This window comes from Kosakonia sp. ML.JS2a (assembly GCF_025642095.1).
Classification (GTDB): Bacteria; Pseudomonadota; Gammaproteobacteria; order Enterobacterales; family Enterobacteriaceae.
Map to the genome: position 1 here is coordinate 2,295,802 of NZ_CP106754.1, position 24,169 is coordinate 2,319,970.

Consider the following 24,169-nt stretch of genomic DNA (forward strand, 5'->3'; position numbering starts at 1 on the left):
CGTGCTACACTTCAGGCCTGCACGCTTGCAGGCCTGATAAGCAAAACGCCATCAGGCAGTTCTCAGGGAGCATGCGATGTCTGATAACCGCGTCTGGAGCTACTCCGCCGTTCTGATGGGGTCGCCTGTCCTGCTTAAACTCTTTTCCCATGATGAAGCCCTCGCATCACGCGTGTTTTCGCTCGTCAAAAAATACGAAGATCTTTTCACCGTTAACCGCGCGCAGTCGCAGGTCATGGACATTAACCATGCTGCGGGGCAACAACCGGTTGTCGTCAGCCGCACGGTCTTTGAGCTGATTAAATGCGCCAAAGCCGCCAGCATGGTGCGTGACAGCGCGTTTAACCTTGCGATTGGACCGCTGGTCAAACTGTGGCGCATTGGATTTAAAGGTGACAGCGTTCCGGGCGCGCAGGACATCGCCGCGCGGTTGCGTATTACCCGGCCGCAGGATGTTGTGCTGGATGATGCGGCGCATTCTGTGTTTCTGACGCAGCCAGGCATGGAGATAGATCTGGGCGCCATCGCCAAAGGGTTTATTGCCGATCGGGTACGGGATTACCTGCACCAGCAAGGCGTCAACGACGGGTTGATTAACCTCGGCGGTAATGTGCAAACGCTGGGCAATCCGCAAGGGCCGTGGACCATCGGGGTGAAAAAACCGTTTGCCGGTGCAGATGCGCTGGTGGGGTCGATTAACGTGGCGAATAAATCGGTGGTGACATCCGGTACCTATGAGCGTTATTTCGAGCAGGACGGTAAACGCTGGCACCATATTCTCGACCCGCGCAGCGGTTATCCGCTGGATAACGAACTCGACAGCGTCACCATTATTTCCGCCGATTCGTTAGATGGCGATATCTGGACGACGCTGATTTTTGGTCTTGGGGTAGAGAAAGGGTGTGCCGCGCTGCGTCAGCATGAGGATATTGAAGCGATCTTTGTCACCAAAAACCGCGACATTATCCTCTCTTCGCAGCGCCAGTTCCGCTTCACGCAGAGCGACGACAGCTACCGGCTTATTGACTGTACTGTTTAAGCAGACTGTACTGCTCAGCAATCAGTTGGTAACGGTAAACCGGGCGGCCCGTCGCGCCATAGTGAATGGTGGTGTAGAGGATATTAATTTGCGCCAGCCAGATGAGATACTTACGGCAGGAAACGCGTGAGATATTCACGGCGGCAGCCAGTTCATCGGTGGAGAACTCAATGCCCGGGTGAGCATCAATCCACTGGCAAATGGTGCGCAGTGTTTGTGCGGTAAGCCCTTTTGGCAATTTACGGGTATCGGCCACTTCCGGCGCGCCGCCATGCAGCAAACGGTCAACGTCCGATTGCTCGTAATAGGGCTGTGAATCCATCTGTTTGCGTTTCTCCCGCCATGAGGTCAGCGCCTCTTCAAAACGCGGGAACTGGAAAGGCTTAATCAGATAATCCACCACGCCATAGTGCAGCGAGGTCTGAATGGTGTTGGCATCGGCGGCGGAGGTGATCATGATCACGTCGATGGCGCGGTGGGAGGCGCGAATAATCGGTAGCAGATCGAGGCCGCTATCCTGTTGCATATAGACATCGAGCAGCACCAGATCGATGCCGCGCAGCGGATCGTTAATTATCTCCCCGGCCTGCTGTAGCGTGGATGCTGTGCCGCAGCACTGAAAACCGGGTATCTGCGCCACATACATGCGGTTCAGCTCGGCTACCATGGCATCGTCATCAACAATTAATACATTTATCACGCGGTCTTCCTTTCACTATCCCAGGGGAGATGGACAAAAAATTGAGTAAACACGCCGGGTTCCGACTCAACGGTAATCGTGCCGCCAAGTTCCGTGAGCTGTTGGCTGGCCAGAAACAGCCCCACACCCCGGTTATCGCCTTTGGTGGAGAATCCTTTACGGAAAATCGCCTCGATGTGATCCGATTCAATGCCCGGACCATCATCACTGACTTCTCCAATCAGCCAGCCATCCTGATAATGCAGCAGCAGGCTCACTTCGCCTTCCGCCTGATTGCTCATCGCATCCAGCGCGTTCTCAATGAGATTCCCCAACACGGTGACCAGTACGGTGACCTGTTTCGCATTGGGGTTTTCCGGCACCAGGCTCTCATCTGCCAGCGTCAGCGTAAAGCCGCGCTCCTTCGCCCGGTTGATTTTACCTAACAGAAAACCGGCGACGACCGGCGATTTGATCCGGTGCTGGATAGCGCCAATATCCGTTTGGTAATTCTGCGCGGTTTGCAGCACATAACCTTCGAGCTTGTCGTAGCTTTTCATATTCAGCAGGCCAAGGATCACGTGCAGTTTATTCATAAATTCGTGGGATGTTGTGCGCAGCGCATCAACATAGTTCACCATCCCGTCCAGCCGCTGCATCAGCTGGCTCACTTCCGTCTTATCACGGAAGGTGCTGATTGCGCCAATTACCGCGCCCTGGCTACGCACCGGTACGGTATTGCACAACAGCAACAGCCCATTATGCCCCAGTTCCCGGTCTTGCAGCGCGTTACCGGTTTTTAACACCGTTAGCAGCTCATCCATTAGTGGCCCGTGGCTGGTCTCACCGCTGGGGTTATTGGTCAGCAGCATTTGCCGCGCGGCATGGTTCAGCAGGGTGACGCGGCCATCGGCATCGACGGCGATCACGCCCTCTTTTAACGACTGTAACATCGCCTGGCGTTGTTTGAACTGCGCCGAAATCTCATACGGCTCCAGCCCTAACAAAATCCGCTTCAGCACGCGCACCAATTGCCAGGTGCCGAGTGTGCCCATGAGCGCACTGAACAACAGCGTCCACATCACCGCCCAGCGGCTACGGCTGACCTGTTCATCCACTTTACTCAGTGAAATCCCGATCGACACCACACCAATTTGCCGGTGATTGTCATCATAGACCGGCGTGAACACACGCAATGCCGGAGCCAGCACACCCCGGTTGACCGCCACATTTTCATTACCGTTAAGCGCGGGCTCCAGATCGTTGCCAATAAAATGCTGGCCGATGATCGCCGTATTCGGGTGTGAATAGCGGATACCCTGCATATCGGTCACCACCGCAAACAGCAGATCGTTACGAATAGTGATTGCCTGCGCCAACGGCTGGATCACGTTGCTGTCAGGGGGCAGACGCAGACCGCGTTTCACCTCTGGCGCATCAGCGAGCGTGCGGGCTACCGCCAGCGCCGTCTCTTTTACGCCGTCACGCGTAGCGTTGCTGATTTGCCAGAACCACAGGGCAAACGCCAGCAGCAATACCGAGCCGATAACACTGCAAACCATCAGCGTGACCGTGGTGCTGAGCTTCATGGGCCGCTTACGGGGTCTCACTGCGGTGGACGTCATATCGTTCATAACAAATCCGATTATTAACAACAAGGTATCTATTATCGCCGATGGGGGGCAAATCATAAAGCGATGTAAAAAAATGAAAACTTACAAAAGGTAGTGTGAAGCGTGACCCCATTCTCAGGTCCGGCATATAAATAACCTTATAGTGAGTGTGGAACCATTGAGAAGGAGCAGTCTATGAGCAGTAAGCCAAACGGTTCGATGATGGAACGCCGCCACGCCGACAGCACGAATATTGACCGTCTCGCCACCCACGACATGCTGGCGCTCATCAATCAACAGGATAAGCAGGTTGCTGATGCCATCACGGCTTGTTTAGCGGATATCGCCCGGCTGGTGGATACTGCCAGCGCTGTCGCCAATCGCGGCGGTCGGGTGATTTGCATCGGTGCTGGCGCTTCAGGGCTGACGGCGGTTGAGTTCGCCAGTGGTTTTGCCCAGGACAACACTCACCCGTTGGTGGGGATGATGGCCGGTGGCGTGAATGCCAGTGCAGCGGCGCAGGAGGCGGCGGCCAGTAACTATGAACGTGGCGCGCACGATCTGCAGCAGCTGCGTTTCTCCGCCAACGACATGCTGGTCGCGTTGTCGGCGAGCGGTAAAACGCCGTGGACGTGGGGTGCACTGCGTTATGCCTGGTCGATGGGGGCACGCGTGGCGCTGGTATGTCGGGGGCATGATAGCGAAGCTGCGCAGCTTGCCGATATCGTGCTGGCGCCGGAGATTGGCGCAGAAGTGGTGAGCGGTTTCACGGAACCGAAAGCCCGTCTTGCGCAACAGCAAATCCTTAACATGCTCGCCACCGGGCTTGCTATCCGCACCGGGCGGGTTTACAGCAATCTGCGTGTGGATGTGCAGGCCAGTAATGTGCACTGGGCTGAACGGCAAATTGCGATTGTCATGGCGGCAACAGAGTGCACCCGTGAGCAGGCGAAAAGCGCACTGGAAGCAAGCCGTCACCACTGCCGGACTGCAATTTTAATGCTGCTCACCGGGCTTCCCGCCGGGCAGGCGCAGGCGATCCTGGCAGAAAACCACGATCAGTTGCGCATTGCGCTGCAGGAGGCAACGCTGCAACACGCTGAGTCAGAATAAACCCTCACCGCCGGATAGCCTTGCGCTTATCCGGCGGAATAATGCTACCCATCGCGATGTCTTCCCGTTTTATTTTTTATCCTGCTTAATGCGCAATATTTCCGTTAGGTTAACGCAATACGCAGATATTAATTCCACACAAAATGGAGAGGCTCTTTTTTTAATTAAAAAAAGTAACCCGCTATTTATTGCAGCATTTAGCGAGAATGTGAATGGTATTTTAAAATAACGTAAAAGTGCGTTAATATATGTTCACTCGAATTTTACTTGCTATGTAAAGATATAATTATGCCTGCAATGAAGAAGACAACGATTTCGCTGACTGCGGTCGCGCTGCTGTTCGCTTCGGCGACCAATGCGTACGCGGAAGAGACACAAAAAACCGATTTTCTGCTGATTGGCGGCGGCATCATGAGCGCCTCGCTGGGCACCTGGTTGCAGGCGCTGCAGCCAGACTGGAAACAGGTGATGGTAGAAAAACTGGATGGCGTGGCGCTGGAGTCCTCCAACGGCTGGAATAATGCCGGCACCGGCCACTCTGCCAATATGGAACTGAATTACACGCCGGAACGTGCGGACGGTTCTATTGATGTCAGCAAAGCGCTCGAAATTAACGAGCAGTTTATGATCTCCCGCCAGTTCTGGACCGCACAGGTCAAGCGCGGCGTTCTCAATAATCCGCACTCGTTTATTAATTCCACCCCGCACATGAGTTTTGTCTGGGGCGATAATGTGAATTACCTGGAAAAACGTTATGCCGCATTGCAGCAGACCACGTTATTCCAGGGAATGAAATTCTCCACCGACCATCAGCAAATTAAACAATGGGCGCCGCTGGTGATGGAAGGGCGCGATCCGCAGCAGAAAGTCGCCGCCACCTGGACTCCCGTCGGCACCGACGTCAACTACGGCGAAATTACCCGCCAGTTAGTGGGGAGCCTGAAAAAGAGCAGCAACTTCACCCTGCAAACCTCGTCGGAAGTGACCGACTTTAAACGCAATGCTGATAACTCCTGGCATGTGACCATCAAAGATGTTAACAACGGCAACGAACACGCCATTGATGCGAAATATGTCTTTATCGGCGCGGGCGGCGGTGCGTTGAAACTGCTGCAAAAAACCGGTATCCCGGAAGCTGACAACTATGCAGGCTTCCCGGTTGGCGGTTCCTTCTTGATGACGGAAAACCCGGCGATCACCAGCCAGCACCAGCAGAAAGTGTATGGCCAGGCTTCCGTCGGTGCGCCGCCGATGTCCGTTCCGCACATTGATGCCCGCTTTATTGATGGCAAACGTGTGGTGTTGTTTGGGCCGTTTGCCACCTTCTCGACGAAGTTCCTGAAAAACGGTTCATTCTTCGACCTGCTGAGCACCACTACCACCAGCAATTTTATGCCGATGACCCACGTCGGGCTGGATAACTTTGATCTGGTGAAATACCTGGTGAGCCAGGTCATGCTGAGCGATGACGACCGCTTTGCGGCGCTGAAAGAGTACTACCCGAATGCGCGTAAAGAAGACTGGAAACTGATCCAGGCGGGGCAGCGTGTACAAATCATCAAGAAAGATGAAGATAAAGGCGGGGTACTGAAACTGGGGACAGAAGTGGTGGTCGATCAGCAAAAAACCATTTCCGCCTTGCTCGGTGCGTCACCGGGGGCATCCACTGCCGCACCGATTACGCTGAATGTGATCAAGAAAATGTTCCCGCAGCAGTTTGCCTCGCCGCAGTGGCAGAGCAAAATCCACGAAATCGTACCGAGCTATGGCCAGGAGATGAACGGTAATGTGGCGCTGACCCAGCAGGTCTGGGATGACACCGCCGCAACGTTGCAACTCGCCAAACCGCCGGTGATCCAGATGAATGCCCAGGGCACTGCGCCTGCGGCCGCTCCGGCAGAGCAGAAACCGGCCAGCGCGCCACAGCACGATATGGCGCTGTAAATGAAAAAAGCCTCTGTTCGCAGAGGCTTTTTTTGTTGCTATTTCCCGCGTTTGGTGCCGGCAGAAAATGTTCTGGAATTACTGCTGCGCAGCGGTTTTTTTCAGCTCAATACGTTTGATTGGGCCGACAATCACCACAAAACTGAAAATTGCAATCAGGGCATGGACGGCAACGAACACCAGCGCCCACTCAAAATGCCCGGTAGCTTTTACGATGTAACCAATCACCACCGGCGAAATGATCCCTGCGCAGTTGCCGCAGAGGTTAAAGAACCCGCCAGCCACGCCAGCCATCTCTTTCGGCGCGGTATCCGACATGACCGCCCAGCCCAGTGCGCCAATTCCTTTTCCGAGGAATGCCAGCGACATAAAGAACACCACCAGGTAAATCGAGTCCACGTAGTTACAAAACACCATGACCATCGACAGCAGCATGCCAAGGACAATCGGGGTTTTACGGGCAATCGACAGCGACTGGGTGAGACGCAGAATGCGATCCGAAATGACACCGCCCATTAACCCGCCCAGGAAGCCGCAAATCGCCGGGATGGCGGCAATAAACCCAACCGTTTTGATATCGAGCCCTTTTTCCATCGCCAGGTAGAGTGGGAACCAGGTGATAAAGAAAAACGTTAACACGTTAATGCAGTACTGACCGAGATAGACCCCCAGCAGCATACGGTTAGTGATCAACTGCTTAAACGCGCCAAAATCCACTGCCGGACCACTTTTCACTTTGCGCTGATCCATATCCACCAGCGCGCCGCCCTGGCGGATATAGTCGAGTTCTTCGCTGTTAACACTCGGGTGATTTAACGGGTTATGCACCACTTTGGCCGCCGCGAAGGTGATCACAATGCCCAGCGTACCCATAAAGATAAAGATCGATTGCCAACCGTAGTTCAGCGTCAGCCAGCCCATGATGGGGGCGAAAATGGCGGTGGCAAAATACTGTGCAGAGTTAAAAATGGCGGCGGCAGTCGCGCGCTCTTTTGACGGGAACCAGGCGGCAACAAAACGGCTGTTGCCCGGCATGACCGGCGCTTCAAACAGGCCAACCAGAAACAGCAGAATGGTGAAGCAGATGATGGCGCCGAAGCCGTGGAAGATCTCCACGCAGCCTTGCAGCAGAGTGAAGACTGACCACATGCACAAGCCGCAAAGGTAGACTTTTTTCGACCCGAAACGGTCAAGCAGCCAGCCGCCAGGAATTTGCGCCAGGCAGTACGCCCAGGCGAAAGCGGAGAAGACCCAACCCATTTGCCCGGGGTTGATGCCCAACGCGGCGGACATATCTTTGCCGGCAATCGCCAGCGTCGACCGATCCCCCACGCTTACCGCTGTAATAATGAAGAGAATAATAACGATATGCCATCTGACATTCGTTTTTCTGGCGTGCGTGACACCCTCAAGATTATTAACCTGACTCATGTGAAACCACCTTAAATTTAAATGAAATCCAAAAATGTTGATAATGGATTCATTTCATTCAGGTGTTACTGAAGTGAATTCATTATTAACATCATGGAAACGTAATCTGTTTTTATTTAACGCGGCGATGAATTCAAATTCATTGTCCTGCTCATTATTGCGTGGGTAAAAGATAGGATTTACGCCATAGCGAGGCAATGTGCATTTGCATAACAAAGCGATTTCTTTTTTCATTTCTTTACGTTATGAGAAAATTTGTTTGAAGTTGATCACAAAAATAAACGCCAGTGAGATAAATATTACCGCCGCCGCTGTGGTTTATTTCGCCTCCGGCAACAGTGCTTCGATTGACAACGCGCTACCTTCAGGATGACGATGACCACTTTGCCGCCGATTTGCGAGGAGCCGTTATGAAAACCGCCGTTGTTTTTCGTCATGTCCCGTTCGAGGATTTAGCCACGCTTGCCGATGTGCTGCATGCCCAGGGTTACCACTGGCGCTACATTGATACGCCGGTGAGTTCACTCACTCAGCTTGATCCGCTGGCGGCGGATTTGCTGGTGGTGCTGGGGGGGCCAATCGGCGCATACGAAGAGCATCTCTATCCGTTTCTTGAGCAGGAACTGCGACATATTCGCCAACGGCTGGAGCAGGGGAAACCGGTGCTGGGCATCTGTTTAGGCGCACAACTGATGGCGCGGGCGCTGGGTGCAGATGTCGCGCCGATGGGGGTAAAAGAGATTGGCTATGCGCCGCTAAGCGTGACGGCAAATGCACAGAGCGCGCTGCTGTCGCCACTGGACAATCTGCCCGTGCTGCACTGGCACGGCGATCGCTTCGCCATCCCCGACGGCGCAACACATCTTGCCCGCAGCAGCCTTTGCGATAACCAGGCGTTTATGGCAGGCCCACATGCGCTGGCATTTCAGTTTCACCCTGAGGTGAGTGCAGTGGCGTTAGAAGGCTGGCTGGTGGGGCACGCCTGCGAACTGGCTCAGGCCGGGATCGACCCGCGAGAATTACGCCGACAGGCCGCGCTTTACAGCCCGGCACTGGCAAATGCCGCGCAGCAGGTCATTGGCAACTGGCTCAGCAATCTGGCGCAGTAAATCCTTTTTTACTCTGCGCGAACGCTTTATCCCTGTCATTGTTCGCGCAGGAACACTTTTATTGACCATCTGTTTTAGTATTCCCCGTCGCGGATAGAAATAACGCTATAAATATCAGCAAATAATATTTTTATTGCCCCGCAAATTCCTTTCTGGCCTGTGCCTTGCAATTCCCTCGTGCTGATTGACGAACGCACTTTGCTTATCAAGAGGAAATATCATGACACGTAAACTGGCTATTTACGGCAAGGGGGGGATTGGTAAGTCAACGACGACGCAAAATACCGCCGCCGCGCTTGCCTGGTTCCACGGTAAAAAAATCTTTATTCACGGCTGCGATCCGAAAGCAGACTCCACCCGGCTTATCCTCGGCGGGAAACCGCAGGAGACGCTGATGGATGTGCTACGCGACCAGGGCGCAGAGAAAATTACCAATGAAATGGTAGTGAAAACGGGGGTCTTTAATATCCGCTGCGTGGAATCCGGCGGGCCGGAACCGGGTGTGGGCTGTGCGGGTCGTGGGGTGATCACCGCCATTGATTTAATGGAAGACAACAAAGCCTACGCCGACGATCTCGATTTTATTTTCTTCGATGTACTGGGCGATGTGGTGTGCGGCGGTTTCGCCATGCCGATTCGCGACGGTAAAGCGCAGGAAGTGTATATCGTGGCTTCCGGTGAGATGATGGCTATTTATGCGGCAAATAATATTTGCAAAGGCTTAGTGAAATACGCCAAACAGAGCGGCGTACGCCTCGGTGGAATTATCTGTAATAGCCGTAATGTTGACGGTGAAAAAGAATTTCTTGAAGAGTTTACTGCGGCCATTGGTACCAAAATGATCCACTTTGTACCCCGTGACAATATTGTACAAAAAGCGGAGTTCAACAAGAAAACCGTCACTGAATTCGATCCGGAGGCAAACCAGGCGCAGGAGTATCGCGAGCTGGGGCGTAAAATTATCGAAAACACCGATCTGGTTATCCCTCACCCGCTGACCATGGATCAGCTGGAAAAAATGGTTGTGAAATATGGTCTGAGCGACTAACTCCGCCGTTATTGTTAGCGGTTAACTTGCACGCTTTCCCGGAAGGGGGAACCACGATGCCTTATCATGAGTTTGATTGCAGTAAATGTATTCCTGAGCGTAAACAGCACGCGGTGGTGAAAGGCGAAGACGAAGATTTAACCTCTGCGCTGCCGTTGGGATATTTAAATACCATTCCGGGAACCATTTCTGAGCGCGGCTGTGCTTATTGCGGCGCAAAACATGTCATCGGCACACCGATGAAGGATGTTATCCATATTAGTCACGGTCCGGTGGGGTGCACGTATGACACCTGGCAGACGAAGCGCTATATCAGCGATAACGACAACTTCCAGCTGAAATATACTTTCGCCACTGACATGAAAGAGAAGCACATTGTTTTTGGCGCAGAGAAAGTTTTAAAAAATAATATTATTGAAGCATTCGATGCACATCCGAATATTAAACGCATGACCATTTATCAGACCTGCGCCTCGGCGTTAATAGGCGACGATATTGCCGCGATTGCTCAGGAGGTGATGGACGAGCGTCCGGAGGTGGATATTTTTGTCTGTAACTCGCCAGGTTTTGCCGGTCCCAGCCAGTCCGGCGGGCACCATAAAATCAATATCGCCTGGATTAACCAAAAAGTCGGCACCGTTGAGCCAACCATTACCAGCGATTACGTCATTAACTACGTGGGCGAATACAACATTCAGGGCGACCAGGAAGTGATGGTCGATTACTTCAAACGCATGGGTATTCAGGTGTTATCGACTTTTACCGGCAACGGTTCCTACGATGATTTACGCGCCATGCACAAAGCGCACCTGAATGTGCTGGAGTGCGCCCGTTCAGCAGAATACATCTGCAACGAACTGCGGGTGCGTTACGGCATTCCCCGCCTCGATATCGACGGCTTCGGTTTTGGCCCTCTGGCGGATTCATTACGCAAAATTGGCCTGTTTTTCGGCATTGAAGACAGAGCGCAGGCGATCATTGATGAAGAAGTGGCGCGCTGGAAACCGGAACTGGAGTGGTACAAAGCCCGGCTGAAAGGCAAAAAAGTGTGCCTGTGGCCTGGCGGCTCCAAACTGTGGCACTGGGCGCACGTTATTCATGAAGAGATGGGTGTCGACGTTGTGTCGGTGTACACCAAATTTGGTCATCAGGGCGATATGGAAAAAGGCATTGCCCGCTGTGAAGCCGGCGCGCTGGCGATTGACGACCCCAACGAGCTCGAGTCGCTGGAGGCGATGTACACGCTGAAGCCGGATGTCATTTTTACCGGAAAACGACCCGGTGAAGTGGCGAAGAAAATCCGCGTGCCGTATCTCAACGCCCACGCTTATCACAATGGCCCGTATAAAGGGTTCGAAGGTTGGGTGCGTTTTGCCCGTGATATTTACAACGCCATTTACTCGCCTGTTCACCAACTGGCGATGCTCGACATCAGCCAGCAGGAGATCCCTACAGGTCAGGGCTTCGCCACCGCGCGGATGCTCTCTGACGTTGCACTGAGCGAGGCGGAGCGCAACGACCCCCACACGCGTGAATATACCGGCGGCTATGACAGCGTCAGCAAGCTGCGCCAGCGCGAATATCCGGATTTCTCCGGCGAGACACCACGGCGTCAGGAGGCGGTATGACACAGGATGAACAAGTGGAACTGATGGTGGATTACATCATGAAGCACTGCCTGTGGCAGTTTCACTCCCGTAGCTGGGATCGGGAAAAACAAAATGCCGGCATCCTCGGCAAAACCCGTCAGTTGCTGTGCGATGAGACCGTGGAGCTGGCGACGCCTGCTGACCGCTGTTACTGGGTTGACGCCGTGGTGCTGGCAGATGCGTACCGCAGTCGTTTTGCCTGGCTTTCGTCGATGAGCCACGAGGCGATTACGGCATTAATCGGTGCGCTGCATCAGCGGCTCGATTATCTGACCATTACCGGTTCGCTGAATGCCGAACTGACCGACCAGCGTTACTAAGGGGCTGACCATGTCTTGTGAACTCAAAGCGAAAGATCGCACCGGGGTCATTAATCCCATTTTTACCTGCCAGCCTGCCGGGGCGCAGTATGTCAGCATTGGCATCAAAGACTGCATTGGCATTGTGCACGGCGGCCAGGGCTGCGTGATGTTTGTGCGTCTGCTGATTTCGCAGCACCTGAAAGAGAGTTTTGAAATCGCCTCATCGTCGGTGCATGAAGATGGTGCTGTCTTTGGGGCGCTGGATAGGGTTGAACAGGCGGTCGATGTGCTGCTGATGCGCTACCCGCATGTGAAAGTGATCCCGATAATCACCACCTGTTCTACTGAAGTTATTGGTGATGATGTCGATGGGGTGGTGCGCAAGCTGAACGAAGGACTGCTGAAAGAGAAGTATGCCGGGCGCGAAGTGCACCTGATCCCTATTCACACGCCGAGTTTTGTCGGCAGCATGATCAGCGGCTACGACGTGGCGGTGCGCGACATCGTCAAATACTTTGCCCGTAAAGGGGAGGCGAACGGCAAAATCAACCTGATAACCGGCTGGGTTAATCCGGGTGATGTGACCGCGCTGAAGCATTTACTTGAAATGATGGACGTGGACGCCACTGTGTTGTTCGAAATCGAAGATTTTGACTCACCGCTGATGCCGTCGGGCAATACGGTTTCGCACGGCAATACCACCATTGCCGATCTCACCGATACCGCTAACGCCAGCGCCACACTGGCACTGAACCGTTATGAAGGGGCGAAAGCGGCGCGTTATCTGGAAGATAAATTCCAGGTCCCGGCACTCATCGGCCCGACGCCGATTGGTATCCGCAATACCGACACCTTCCTGCATAACCTGAAAACCCTGACCGGCAAGCCGATTCCGCCTGCGCTGGTGCGCGAGCGCGGCATTGCGCTGGATGCCATCACCGATCTGGTGCATATGTTCCTCGCCGATAAGAAAGTGGCGATATACGGCAACCCGGACCTGGTGGTGGGACTGGCGGAGTTCTGCCTCGATCTGGAGATGAAACCGGTGTTGCTGCTGCTGGGCGACGATAATGCCACCTACGCCAGTGACCCGCGGATCGAGGCGCTGCAACAGCAGGTCAGCCACAAAATGGAGATTGTCACCAATGCCGATTTATGGGAGCTGGAAAAACGCATTACTGACGGTGAACTGGAGCTGGATTTGATCCTTGGTCACTCGAAAGGGCGTTTTACCGCCATTGATAACCAAATCCCGATGGTGCGTGTCGGTTTCCCGACCTATGACCGCGCCGGGCATTACCGCCACCCGGTGGTGGGGTATGCCGGGGCTATCTGGCTGGCAGAACAGATGGCGAACACACTGTTCACCGACATGGAATACAAGAAAAACAAAGAGTGGATCCTCAACGTCTGGTAGCGCCAGACCCGATGCCGGGGCGTGCCCCGGTTTTTCCTGACTAAGGAGGAGACAATGGCTCAGTTACTGTTTGAGACCGATGAACAGCGTTTCAACCGTTGTTACCAGCATGCGCACGGCTATCACCGCCGCGCGGGTTTGCTGGTGGCACAAACGCAGTCCGCCAGTCTGGTTTTCAATGTCGCGGCGATTGCGGTGGAGTGCTACCTGATAGCGCTCTGCTCATTGCATGGCAATATGCCGTTTAACCACAACTACCGCAGCCTGCTCACCAGTGCTGAAGAGAAGACGATGTTTAGCGACACCCTGCGCAGCAACATCCTGGCGCTGGATACGATTTTTGGTATCTGCTCGCTGGACGATTACCACCACGGCACGCCGGACAGTGATGATAAGCAGCGCATTTTGTCGATTTGCGATGATCTCGATGCGCTGATCAGCAACGAGCAGCAGCGGCTGCGGGAGCAGGCCATATGACCGACGGGCTGCACGGGCATCCGCATGCTGAAATGCGCCGCGACGAGCGGGAGATTACCGATCCGGCGCAAATCGATGCCATTTTGCAACAAGGCCGGGTGATGTATATCGCGCTGGCTGCGAATGACATTCCATTCCTCGTGCCGGTGTTTTACGTCTGGAATGGCGTCTCGCTGTGGTTTCACTCGGCGCGCAGCGGCAGCAAAATCGACATCATGCGCAAGAATTCACGAGTCTGTTTTGCCGTATCGAATTTTGACGGGATTATCGACGATCCCCTGGCCTGCAACTATGAGGCTCGCCACCGCACGGTTATCGGGCTGGGGAAAACCCATTTCGTTGATGACGAGACAGAGAAAATCACCATGCTGCACCAGTTGATGGCGCGTTTTAGCGATAAAACCTTCACTTTTCCCGCCGCCAATGTGAAAGCCACACAGGTTGTACGCATTGATATCGACTCGCTAAAGGGCAAACAACACGGCTACTGAAGTGGGAGGCGAGATGAAGATTGCCATATTTATTGATGCCCAGGGCGCTATTGCACCACTGACCGCGCCGGGAACTGTCACACTCTATCACCCGCAACCGGACGGCTGGCAGGTGTGCCGGACACTGGTATTTGACCTGTCGGCAGTGACATCGCTTGCGGAGATCCGCGAACGGACGCTGAGCATGCTGGCGCAGTTGCCTGGCTGCCGCCATTTTGTCGCCCATGAGATTCACGGTGCGCAACTGGCCTGGCTTGATGGCATGGGGCTGACCATGTGGCAGTTTCGCGGAACGCCTGAGCAGGCACTGGCCGCTATCGTCCGGCAACAGCCCATACCCGAAGAACCGGTGGTGGTGTTACCGGAAGCCTTTATCCGCCCCGGAACAGAAGAAGGGGAGTTCTATGTCGACCTGATTGCCGCGCTACGCTGCGGTGGCGACCATACGTCGAAGCGCCTGTTGTTACCACTGCTGCAGCGAGAGGCGTTCCGTCGGCTGGAATTACGCTGTGACCACGTGCCCAAATGGTTCTCGCGACTGGAGGGGTATCAATTTGCGGTCAGTGATGAAAACGCGGCCCGGGGAGAGTTACAGGTCATTGTCAGTAAAACCGCCTGCTGATGTCTGAAAACCGACATCCCTGTTCCCGGGCGAACACTTCGTATTGCGCGCCGGGCAATGCTCTGGTTTTAAAATATAATAATCAACAACTTATCCTGTTTTGTTTTTTTCTCTGAGATGGCGCTGATTTTGCACCGTCTTCCCTTATGCCTGAGACCAGATTGTTCGGGGGAATGCCATGCGCGTTGAGAAAAGAGAACTGGCCGTTGCCAGCCGGTTACCGCAGACGTTGTCGTTCAGTTGCCGTCTGGGGGAGTGCCGCTCGGAACTGATGCCGCTGCTGTCTGAGGTCAGTAAAGTGGTCAGTGCGGGGGGGAGCTTATCCCGCACGCTGAAACTGGTGCTGGAGCTGATGCAAAAGCATATGCAGGTGATACGCGCCATGATCACCCTGTATGACGCCAGTTGCGACCAGATTTTCATTCACGAAAGTTATGGCCTGTCGCCGGAAGAAGCAGAAAAAGGCGTTTATGCGCCAGGGGAAGGCATTACCGGCAAGGTGATTGAAACCCGCCAGCCGATCATCGTACCGCACATTGCCGATGACCCGCTGTTTCTGAATCGTACCGGTAGCTGGGATAAGCAACGTGACGGGCAGCACTCGTTTATCTGCGTGCCAATCATTCGCGGGTTGAAGGTGATGGGCACCATCGGCTTTGAACGGGTCTACAACAATACCCAGCTACGTTTTCTCGATCTCGAAGTGCTGCGGGTGATTGCCGCGATCATTGCCCAGGCGGTGGAGTTGCATTTGCTGGATCACGCACACCAGAAGATCCTGCGGGCGCAGGCCTCCCGACAGGCCAGCGACAAATTCAAACCGGCGAACATTATTGGTAATTCGCGCGCCATGCAGTCGGTTTACCGGTTGATAGAAAAAGTGAGCCATGCGCGCACTACGGTATTGATCCTTGGTGAAAGCGGCGTCGGCAAAGAGCGTGTCGCCACGGCCATTCATCAGAACAGCCACTGTGCGGGCGGGCCGTTTATCAAATTCAACTGTGCATCTTTGCCGGAAAGCGTCATTGAGAGCGAATTGTTCGGTCACGAGAAAGGGGCGTTTACCGGAGCCATTTCCCGGCGTGCCGGACGTTTTGAAGAGGCGGATGGCGGGACGCTGTTTCTGGACGAAGTCGGCGAATTATCTCCATCGGCGCAGTCGAAGCTGCTGCGGGTTATTCAGGAGCGCAGTTTTGAACGCGTGGGGAGCAATGAGACCGTGCAGGTGAATGTTCGCATTCTCGCCGCGACCCATCGCGATCTCGGCGAAATGGTGGAACGGGGCGCATTCCGGGAAGATCTCTTTTACCGGTTGAATGTGTTTCCGATAACCATTCCTCCGCTTCGGGAACGGGGCAGCGATATTTTGCTGCTGGCGGACCATTTTAACGCCCGCTTTGCCAGAGAGCAGGGCGTTGAGCTGCCGACTATCGCTACGCCAGCGCTGAATATGTTGCTGAGCTACGCCTGGCCTGGCAATGTGCGGGAACTGGAAAATGCGATGGAACGGGCCGTGCTGCTGGCAGATGAAGGCTTCATTCATAGCTACCATCTGCCCATTAATTTACAGCCGATTATCGAGCATCTGACGGAGCAGGAAGGTCTGGAAGCGCGGCTGGCACGCGTGGAATACGACATGATTGTCGAGGCCTTAACCAGGTATCAGGGCAACGTTTCGCGTACCGCCAGTTATCTGAATATGACCCGCCGGGCGCTGGGACTGCGACTGGATAAATACCAGCTCAGTTATAAACAGTACCGCAGCAAAGCGTAATGCAGGTCAGCCTGCCTGGCGTTTTTCCAGCCGCCGGTAAAGTGTGCTGCGCGAAATCCCCAGTTTTTTGGCGGCGAGACTCATATTCCCTTGCGCCTCGGCAATCGCGCTCTGCTCATCCACCTGCGCCACAACGGGCTCAGGTTGCCGGGCAAGTGTGATTTCACCTGGCAGGTCCGCCAGCGTGATGCGATCGCCATCTTCCGCCAGCGCCATTAACACGCGCAACTGGCTGAGTAGCTGGCGCACATTGCCGGGCCAGGGGCGGTGGGCAAGGACGCTAACGACCTCATCGCTCAGCGTCAGGTCACGGCATGGCGCGCCCAGCTCATGCCACAATTTATGAATAAAGTGCTCAACCTGCGGCCATTCGCGCAGCGGGGGAATGCATAAATGAAACTCCTGAATGCGGTACAGCAAATCCTCGCGAAACAGCCCGGCCTGCACCCGCGTGGTCAAATCCTGGTGGGTGGCGCAAATCAGGGCAAAATTCACGTTCCAGGTCGTGTTAGCGCCAAGCGGGGTCACTTTTTTCTCCTGCAACACCCGCAACAACCGGGTCTGGAGCGCCAGCGGCATATCGCCTATTTCATCAAGAAACAGCACGCCGCCATCTGCTTCACGACATTTGCCGATATAGCCTTTCGGACTGGCGCCGGTAAACGCACCCGGCACATAGCCAAACAGTTCGGATTCGATCAGATGCTCCGGCAATGCGGCGCAGTTAATGGCGACAAAATTGCCGTTACGCCACTGGCTGCGGGTGTAAAGCTCGCGCGCCAGATACTCTTTGCCGCAGCCAGTTTCCCCCGTCACACACAGGGCGATCCCGGCGTTGACGATGCGCAGCGCTTTCTCTTTTTCGACTGTCAACGCATCCTGTGGTTGCGCCGTACCGCGCCCGCTGTAACGGCGAGCGGGCAATGTCTGTCGGGTGTAATAGCGGCGGTTATTGCTGGCGTCCTGGACGGTCTCACCTGTGTGCGCATCAATGCCAGGGAACAGCGTGTCGATATTCAGCGCGCCAAAGTGGCCGCAGGTCAGAGAGAACTCGTCCATTGCCAGCTTGTTCGCGCCGAGCAGGGTGGTGTCTTCAAAAATCAGTAACAGCTCGCGGGCGCTGCCGAGCACCGCCTGGTCATGATGCAGGCTGAGCAGCCAGCGATTCGCACCCAGCGCGCTCATGGCCCACGCATGTTCTATCTCACAGACTGCACGACGGATAAGTGCCGCCGCATCGCGCCGCGGAGCCAGCGCCGGGGTTGACATATCGAGCACGCCAGCAATATGCCCGTCCGGGCGAAATACCGGCGCAGCAGAGCAGAACAACCCGGCGTTACGGTTCAGGTAATGCTCACTGCCGGAGACTTCGCAGTGTTGCTGCAACGCCAGCGCCGTGCCTATCGCGTTCGTACCGCGTGCATGCTCTCCCCACAGATTGCCGGGCGAAAGCGCGTAGCGCTGGGCTTTATGCAAAAAGTCGCTGTTGCCGTGGGTTTCCAGCACCAGTCCGGTGGCATCGGACATCACCATAATCGACGGATGACTCGCCAGCTCCGTCGCCAGACGCGACAGCATCGGCGCAACAAGATGGTTTACCCAACTGTTCTCCGCTCGCGCATCTTTTAACTGGGTGTTGGCGACCCAGGGCTGGGCGTCGTCATCGCGGGTCAGTCCATAACTGAGACTGCGTTGCCAGGAGTCTTCAAGCTGACAGGGTAGCCCGACAGGGGATTGAGCGGGGGCTAAAAACCGTGCGCGTTGCGGCATGTGACTCTCCGGCGGTTAGGGTGTTGCATTTATGTAGCATAAAGGTGTCCCGCATGTAGCGATGTGCAACACACTTCCTGGAGAGAATCCCATCGTTCTGTGTCGCCATGATACAGAGTCAGCCTGACCGGTTTTTGTAATCCTCTGATTTCCATGCAAACAGAAGGATTTTTTATCCATGGATACGATGCTGGCATAAGAACTGCTTATGTTCCCGTGTCCGCATCTGAGCGAGACGCCTCACCTGTACCGATAATAAAAGAGGAACATCTTATGAAATACGCTCATCCTGGCCACGCCGGCGCTAAAGTCTCTTTTAAACAACGTTATGGAAATTACATTGGCGGTAAGTTTGTTGATCCGGTGGAAGGGCGTTGGTTCACCAATACCTCACCTGTGACCGGGGAGGTGATCGCTGAGTTTCCACGTTCTGATGCGGTGGATATCGAAAAGGCTCTGGACGCAGCGCATGCTGCCGCCGACGCCTGGGGAAAAACAAGCGTGCAGGATCGTGCCAATGTGCTGCTGGCCATTGCCGACCGCATTGAAGCCAATCTGGAAGTGTTGGCCTTAACCGAAACCTGGGACAACGGTAAACCGATCCGCGAAACCCTCGGGGCGGATCTGCCACTGGCGGTTGATCACTTCCGCTATTTCGCGGGCTGTATTCGTGCACAGGAGGGAACCGCGGCGGAGATCGACAGCAATACCGTCGCTTACCATATTTATGAGCCGCTGGGCGTCGTAGGGCAGATTATTCCGTGGAACTTCCCGCTGCTGATGGCGGCCTGGAAACTGGCTCCGGCGCTGGCGGCGGGGAACTGCGTGGTGTTGAAACCGGCGGAACAAACGCCGCTGGGGATCTGCGTGCTGATGGAGTTGATTGGCGATCTGCTGCCTGCTGGCGTACTCAATGTAGTGCACGGCTTCGGTACGGAAGCCGGTGAACCGCTGGCACGCAGCAAACGTATTGAGAAAATCGCCTTTACCGGCTCCACGCCTATCGGGCGACATATTCTCTCTTGCGCGGCGGAAAATATTATCCCCAGCACCGTCGAACTGGGCGGTAAATCACCCAACATCTACTTTGAAGATGTGATGAACGGTGATGAAGGTTTTATTGATAAAGCCGTCGAAGGCGTGGTGCTGGGCTTCTTTAACCAGGGCGAAGTCTGTACCTGTCCGTCACGTGTGCTGGTGCAGGAGTCCATCTATCCGCAGTTCGTCGAAAAAGTCATCGCCCGCATGGCCAACATCCGCAAAGGCGACCCCTTTGACACCGACACGATGATCGGTGCGCAGGCCTCGCAGGAGCAGTACGACAAGATCCTCTCTTATATCTCCATCGCCCGCGATGAAGGCGGCGAAATCATTACCGGTGGCGCGCATGTGGAGCATGGCGGCGGGCTGCAAAACGGTTTCTATATCCAACCAACGTTGATCAAAGGCCATAACGGCATGCGCTGTTTCCAGGAAGAGATTTTTGGGCCTGTGCTCGGTATCACCACGTTTAAAGATGAAGCCGAAGCGTTGAGTATCGCCAACGATACGGAATTCGGTCTGGGCGCTGGCGTGTGGACACTGGATATCAACCGCGCATGGCGTATGGGACGCGGCATTAAAGCGGGACGTGTCTGGACCAACTGTTACCACCTCTACCCGGCGCATGCCGCGTTCGGGGGGTATAAAAACTCAGGGGTCGGCCGCGAAACGCACAAGCTGGCGCTGAGCCACTATCAGCAGATCAAAAACCTGCTGGTGAGCTACAGCGGTTCACCGCTGGGGCTGTATTGATAAACCACATCAGGATGAGGTGATGACATGCAACTGAAAACCATGAAAGCGGCGGTAGTCAAAGCGTTTGGTCAACCGCTGGTGATTGAAGAGGTGATGGTGCCTGGCGTTGAGCCAGGCAAAATCCTCGTGAAAATTGAAGCCACGGGGGTGTGCCATACGGATCTGCATGCCGCAGACGGTGACTGGCCGATCAAACCTAACCCGCCGTTTATTCCCGGTCATGAAGGGGTGGGCCGCGTTGTAGCGGTCGGGCCAGGGGTGAAGCATGTAAAAGAGGGCGATCGCGTGGGGGTGCCGTGGCTCTACTCCGCCTGTGGTCACTGTGAGCACTGCCTGGGCGGGTGGGAAACCCTCTGCCATTCTCAGCAGAACGCCGGTTACTCAGTCAATGGCACTTTTGCGGAATATTGCCTGGCCGATGCCAGCTATGTCGGCATCCTGCCGGACAATGTGGAGTATCACAGCATTGCGCCGATCCTCTGCGCAGGTGTAACGGTCTACAAAGGTTTGAAAATGACCGAAGCCCGGGCGGGTGAGTGGGTGGTGGTCTCGGGGATTGGCGGGCTGGGTCACCTGGCTATTCAGTATGCGGTGGCGATGGGTATGAACGTCGCGGCGGTGGACATCGACGACGATAAGCTGGCGTTTGCCCGCCGTCTGGGCGCATCGGTGGTGGTCAATGCGCGGCAGGAAGATCCCGGCACGCGTTTCCACACCGAGTTTGGCGGCGCACATGGCGTGCTGGTCACGGCGGTTTCGCCCAAAGCGTTTGAACAGGCGACAACCATGATGCGCCGTGGCGGCACGATGGTGCTGAACGGGCTGCCGCCGGGCAAATTTGACCTCTCTATCTTTGATATGGTGCTGGATGGCATTACCGTTCGCGGCTCGATTGTCGGGACGCGCAAAGATTTGCAAGAGGCGCTGGATTTCGCCGGGCGTAATAAAGTGCATGCGGAAATTGCCGTTGAACCGCTGGAGAACATCAACAGCATTTTTGAACGTATGCGCGCCGGGAAAATTACCGGGCGTATTGTTGTGGATATGTCGAAGTAACACACTGATAAAACGGGGCGCGATGCCCCGTTTTTGACAGACAAAAAACGACGCCGTGAGGCGTCGTTCAGTCAGAAAACCCATAAACCATTACAAACCACGTTTTGCCATCACCTGCGCCAGTTCAACCAGCCGGTTGGAGAAGCCCCACTCGTTATCGTACCAGGCGAGGATTTTCACCAGATTGCCACCGATCACCAGCGTTGATAAACCATCAATGATTGAGGAGCGCGGATCGCCCTGATAATCGCTGGAGACCAGCGGTTCGTCGCTGTAACCCAGAATGCCTTTCAGCGGTCCGGCTTCCGCCGCATTGCGGAAAGCGGCATTCACCTCGTCGGCGGTCACGTCGCGTTTGAGAGTCACGGTCAGGTCAACAATGGAGACCACCGGCACCGGAACACGCAATGAATAACCGGTCAGACGCCCCTCCAGCGCCGGGATCACTTTACCCAGCGCCTTCGCCGCGCCGCTGGAATACGGCACGATAGACAACGCTGCCGCCCGCGCGCCGCGCAGATCTTTTTCCGGTTGGTCGTGCAGTGCCTGGCTGTTGGTATAGGCATGGGTGGTGTTCATTAACCCGTGCTCAATACCGAAGGTCTGATGCAGCACCTGCGCCGCTGGGGCAAGGCCGTTGGTGGTGCAACTGCCATTACTGACCACGAAATGGCGCTGTGGATCGTACTGCTCATCGTTGACGCCCAGCACGATAGTCAAATCATCGTTTTTACCCGGCGCGGAGATAATGACGCGTTTTGCGCCGCCGTGCGTGATGTGGACTTCGGCTTTTTCACGGTCGGTAAAGAAGCCGGTTGCTTCAATCACAATATCCACGCCCAAGTCGCGCCACGGAATATTGGCCGGATCGCGCTCGCTGAAGACGCGTACTGCTTTTCCGTCGACCCATAATTGCCCCTCACCAGCGTCCACCGACACGGGCAGGGTGCCCAGCAACGAATCGTGTTTGAGTAAATGCGCAAGGGTTTTACTGTCGGTCAGATCGTTGATGGCCACAATGTCCACCTCTGCGTTGCCCAGCGCTGCGCGCAGCACATTACGCCCGATCCTGCCAAAACCATTAATGCCGACCTTTACCATGATTGACTCCTTCTTATGCGGTATCTGCGTTTACTGTAGGTCGGCGTTGATTTGGCGTAAACGACAAAAAAGGATCACTTTACGCCAGATTGCGGCTGTGGAAGCGCTGGCGATATTCGCCGGGCGTCAGGTGAAGCTGGCGCTCAAAAATACGCCGCAGATTAATGCTGCTGCCAAAACCACTGGCTTCGGCCACACGCTCCAACGTGTCGCGGGTCTGCTCCAGGCGGTTGCGTGCCTCGGCCAGACGCGCTTCGGCAACATAGCGCGCAGGCGGCGCGCCGGTTTCACGGGTGAAGACACGGGTGAAATTGCGCGGGCTCATTGCCACACGTGCCGCCAGTTTCTCCACGGATAAATCCCCGGCCAGATTGGCGAGGATCCAGCTTTGCAACTCGCTGATAGGTCCGCTGCTGCTGGCAGGCTGCAGATGAAAACGGCTGAACTGCAACTGCCCACCGGGACGATGCAGGTACATCACCAGATCCTGCGCCACATCGCGGGCGAGGGTAAAACCATAGTCGTCTTCCACCAGCGCCAGCGTCAGGTCAAAGCCGGAGCTGACGCCACCGGAGGTCCATACCGGGCCGTCCTGGATATAGAGCGGGCCATGTTCGACCTGTACGCGGGGGAAGCGCGTTTGCAGGGTGTCCAGCAGCCGCCAGTGGCTGGTAGCGCGACGCCCGTCGAGCAACCCTGCTTGCGCCAACAGCATGGCGCCGCCGCAGATGGAAACCACCCGCCGGGCATGAGGGGCGGCAAGCCGCAGCCAGTCCACCACCGCGGTGCCTTCTTCTTCATCCATACCGCGGCCGGTGATCATGATGGTATCCCGGGGCTCGCGGGGATCAAGTTGCGGCAGCCGGAAGTCAGCCAGCAGGTTTAACCCGGACTGACCATGAATGACCTGGCGGGGTTGTGTGGTGGCGAGGGTGATTTGGTAGCGTGGCTGAGATGTGCCATCCGTATGCAGCCGGTTGGCCTGCATCAGAATATCGGCGACACCCGCGGCTTCGAACAGCATGCCGCCATCAGGGACAATAATCAGGAATGTTTTCATGTCCTGAAAAGTACGCCAATAACATTATAAGTCAACAGGCGCAGGCGGCTTTCTCATCAACACAGAGGCGGGGAAATGTTTACCGGTGATGCTGATCTAAATCTGAAACGCGGCTTTTGCCAAGCAGGCAAATTTTTAAATCGCTACTATAAAGAGAAGGGGTAAGAAATTTATGTCAAGCGCACTGCGCGAGGAATTATCCATGGCTATAGCAAAAGCGTATAATTTAAAGCAGGCATATCAAATGATTAGCTCAGGAAAGCACACTGAAGTCGAGCTGGCCTTTGATGTCGATGCCGATGCGTTTTTTATGTTATCGACGAATTACGGCATGACCGGGGCGAAAATTACCCGTCGCGATAATCATTTTGTGCTGCGGCTCGAAGCGGAAGCGTCCTCTGCTTCCCATTGAGTGACGACGGTTGTCGGCAAGTATTACCTTCGGGTGGCAATGTGTGAGCATCGCCGTCCGAAAACCGTTTTTCCCCCATCTTTGGGGCTGTCATCTCTGCGTTACATTGATGCCGTTAAATAACCACGAGCCTGGCCACTGACACTGCTTCATCCGGCTTATGGCTTCATTGGTTGTTACCTCATCTTTACGCCAGCTGGTTTGCGGGCGTACACAAACTCGTTATCTGTCGTTATTCCCGGCCGCGTGCCGGTTTTTTTTTGTC

At 55.1% G+C, this 24,169-nt stretch carries 21 protein-coding genes; 15 read left to right on the forward strand and 6 right to left on the reverse strand.

The window, feature by feature from the left end; genetic code table 11:
- Positions 1–76: 76 nt before the first annotated feature.
- On the forward strand, positions 77–1,039 hold the full coding sequence (locus N7922_RS11030) for an FAD:protein FMN transferase (RefSeq protein ID WP_263100566.1): 963 nt from the start codon (positions 77–79) through the stop codon (positions 1,037–1,039).
- Here the strand turns inward: N7922_RS11030 and dcuR are convergent.
- Together dcuR and N7922_RS11040 are read right to left on the reverse strand one after the other, a co-directional pair.
- Positions 1,020–1,739 carry a two-component system response regulator DcuR gene (gene dcuR, locus N7922_RS11035; protein WP_263100567.1) on the reverse strand — a complete coding sequence of 240 codons (720 nt, stop codon included), beginning with the start codon at positions 1,737–1,739 and terminating at the stop codon, positions 1,020–1,022. The two genes, N7922_RS11030 and dcuR, sit on opposite strands and share 20 nt — an antisense overlap.
- Positions 1,736–3,352 (reverse strand): sensor histidine kinase, encoded by a 1,617-nt coding sequence (locus tag N7922_RS11040; protein ID WP_411554200.1) that lies wholly within the window; start codon positions 3,350–3,352, stop codon positions 1,736–1,738. Before N7922_RS11040 ends, dcuR begins: the two co-directional genes overlap by 4 nt.
- 174 nt (positions 3,353–3,526) lie before the next feature.
- On the opposite strand from N7922_RS11040, the gene N7922_RS11045 reads away from it, so the two are divergent.
- Positions 3,527–4,444, forward strand: coding sequence for an N-acetylmuramic acid 6-phosphate etherase (locus N7922_RS11045; RefSeq protein ID WP_263100568.1), 918 nt, complete (start codon positions 3,527–3,529; stop codon positions 4,442–4,444).
- Between the two features lie 288 nt (positions 4,445–4,732).
- Positions 4,733–6,388, forward strand: coding sequence for a malate dehydrogenase (quinone) (mqo, locus tag N7922_RS11050; protein ID WP_263100569.1), 1,656 nt, complete (start codon positions 4,733–4,735; stop codon positions 6,386–6,388).
- 78 nt (positions 6,389–6,466) lie between these two features.
- Here the strand turns inward: mqo and N7922_RS11055 are convergent, their stop codons facing one another.
- Positions 6,467–7,819, reverse strand: a complete 1,353-nt coding sequence (locus N7922_RS11055) for an MFS transporter (RefSeq protein ID WP_263100570.1) — start codon at positions 7,817–7,819, stop codon at positions 6,467–6,469.
- Positions 7,820–8,229: 410 nt separating this feature from the next.
- Between N7922_RS11055 and N7922_RS11060 the strand changes: the two genes are divergently transcribed.
- The 9 genes from N7922_RS11060 (at position 8,230) to N7922_RS11100 (ending at position 16,708) form a co-directional block, all read left to right on the forward strand.
- Positions 8,230–8,928: a glutamine amidotransferase gene (locus tag N7922_RS11060; RefSeq protein ID WP_263100571.1), complete on the forward strand. Its 699-nt coding sequence runs from the start codon at positions 8,230–8,232 to the stop codon at positions 8,926–8,928.
- A gap of 220 nt (positions 8,929–9,148) precedes the next feature.
- Positions 9,149–9,976, forward strand: coding sequence for a nitrogenase iron protein (nifH, locus tag N7922_RS11065; RefSeq protein WP_263100572.1), 828 nt, complete (start codon positions 9,149–9,151; stop codon positions 9,974–9,976).
- 56 nt (positions 9,977–10,032) lie between these two features.
- On the forward strand, positions 10,033–11,604 hold the full coding sequence (gene anfD, locus N7922_RS11070; RefSeq protein WP_263100573.1) for a nitrogenase iron-iron protein, alpha chain: 1,572 nt from the start codon (positions 10,033–10,035) through the stop codon (positions 11,602–11,604).
- A complete protein-coding gene (gene anfG / locus N7922_RS11075; protein ID WP_263100574.1) occupies positions 11,601–11,945 on the forward strand; it encodes a Fe-only nitrogenase subunit delta in 345 nt (114 codons plus the stop codon). Before anfD ends, anfG begins: the two co-directional genes overlap by 4 nt.
- 10 nt (positions 11,946–11,955) lie before the next feature.
- On the forward strand, positions 11,956–13,344 hold the full coding sequence (anfK, locus tag N7922_RS11080; protein ID WP_263100575.1) for a Fe-only nitrogenase subunit beta: 1,389 nt from the start codon (positions 11,956–11,958) through the stop codon (positions 13,342–13,344).
- 54 nt (positions 13,345–13,398) lie between these two features.
- The gene (locus tag N7922_RS11085; protein WP_263100576.1) at positions 13,399–13,821 is read left to right on the forward strand and encodes a hypothetical protein; all 423 of its coding nucleotides are present in this window, start codon (positions 13,399–13,401) and stop codon (positions 13,819–13,821) included.
- On the forward strand, positions 13,818–14,312 hold the full coding sequence (locus N7922_RS11090; RefSeq protein WP_263100577.1) for a pyridoxamine 5'-phosphate oxidase family protein: 495 nt from the start codon (positions 13,818–13,820) through the stop codon (positions 14,310–14,312). The genes N7922_RS11085 and N7922_RS11090 overlap by 4 nt, the downstream gene beginning before the upstream one ends.
- Positions 14,313–14,325: 13 nt before the next feature.
- Positions 14,326–14,934: a Fe-only nitrogenase accessory AnfO family protein gene (locus tag N7922_RS11095; RefSeq protein ID WP_263100578.1), complete on the forward strand. Its 609-nt coding sequence runs from the start codon at positions 14,326–14,328 to the stop codon at positions 14,932–14,934.
- Between the two features lie 178 nt (positions 14,935–15,112).
- Complete coding sequence (locus N7922_RS11100; protein WP_263100579.1) at positions 15,113–16,708, forward strand: sigma-54 interaction domain-containing protein; 1,596 nt, start codon at positions 15,113–15,115, stop codon at positions 16,706–16,708.
- A gap of 6 nt (positions 16,709–16,714) precedes the next feature.
- On the opposite strand, the gene N7922_RS11105 is transcribed toward N7922_RS11100, so the two are convergent.
- Positions 16,715–18,478 carry a sigma-54-dependent Fis family transcriptional regulator gene (locus tag N7922_RS11105; protein ID WP_263100580.1) on the reverse strand — a complete coding sequence of 588 codons (1,764 nt, stop codon included), beginning with the start codon at positions 18,476–18,478 and terminating at the stop codon, positions 16,715–16,717.
- A 273-nt stretch (positions 18,479–18,751) separates the two neighbouring features.
- On the opposite strand from N7922_RS11105, the gene N7922_RS11110 reads away from it, so the two are divergent.
- The gene (locus N7922_RS11110; protein ID WP_263100581.1) at positions 18,752–20,272 is read left to right on the forward strand and encodes an aldehyde dehydrogenase family protein; all 1,521 of its coding nucleotides are present in this window, start codon (positions 18,752–18,754) and stop codon (positions 20,270–20,272) included.
- A gap of 27 nt (positions 20,273–20,299) precedes the next feature.
- Positions 20,300–21,331, forward strand: coding sequence for an alcohol dehydrogenase AdhP (gene adhP, locus N7922_RS11115; protein ID WP_061496441.1), 1,032 nt, complete (start codon positions 20,300–20,302; stop codon positions 21,329–21,331).
- Between the two features lie 90 nt (positions 21,332–21,421).
- Here adhP and gap read toward each other — a convergent pair whose 3' ends face one another.
- Together gap and N7922_RS11125 are read right to left on the reverse strand one after the other, a co-directional pair.
- Entirely contained in the window at positions 21,422–22,432 is a 1,011-nt protein-coding gene (gene gap, locus N7922_RS11120; protein ID WP_263100582.1) for a type I glyceraldehyde-3-phosphate dehydrogenase, read from the reverse strand.
- Between the two features lie 79 nt (positions 22,433–22,511).
- Entirely contained in the window at positions 22,512–23,492 is a 981-nt protein-coding gene (locus N7922_RS11125) for a GlxA family transcriptional regulator (RefSeq protein ID WP_263100583.1), read from the reverse strand.
- Between the two features lie 172 nt (positions 23,493–23,664).
- Here N7922_RS11125 and N7922_RS11130 point away from each other — a divergent pair, with 172 nt between their 5' ends.
- Complete coding sequence (locus N7922_RS11130) at positions 23,665–23,904, forward strand: hypothetical protein (RefSeq protein WP_263100584.1); 240 nt, start codon at positions 23,665–23,667, stop codon at positions 23,902–23,904.
- The last annotated feature ends 265 nt before the right edge of the window (positions 23,905–24,169 follow it).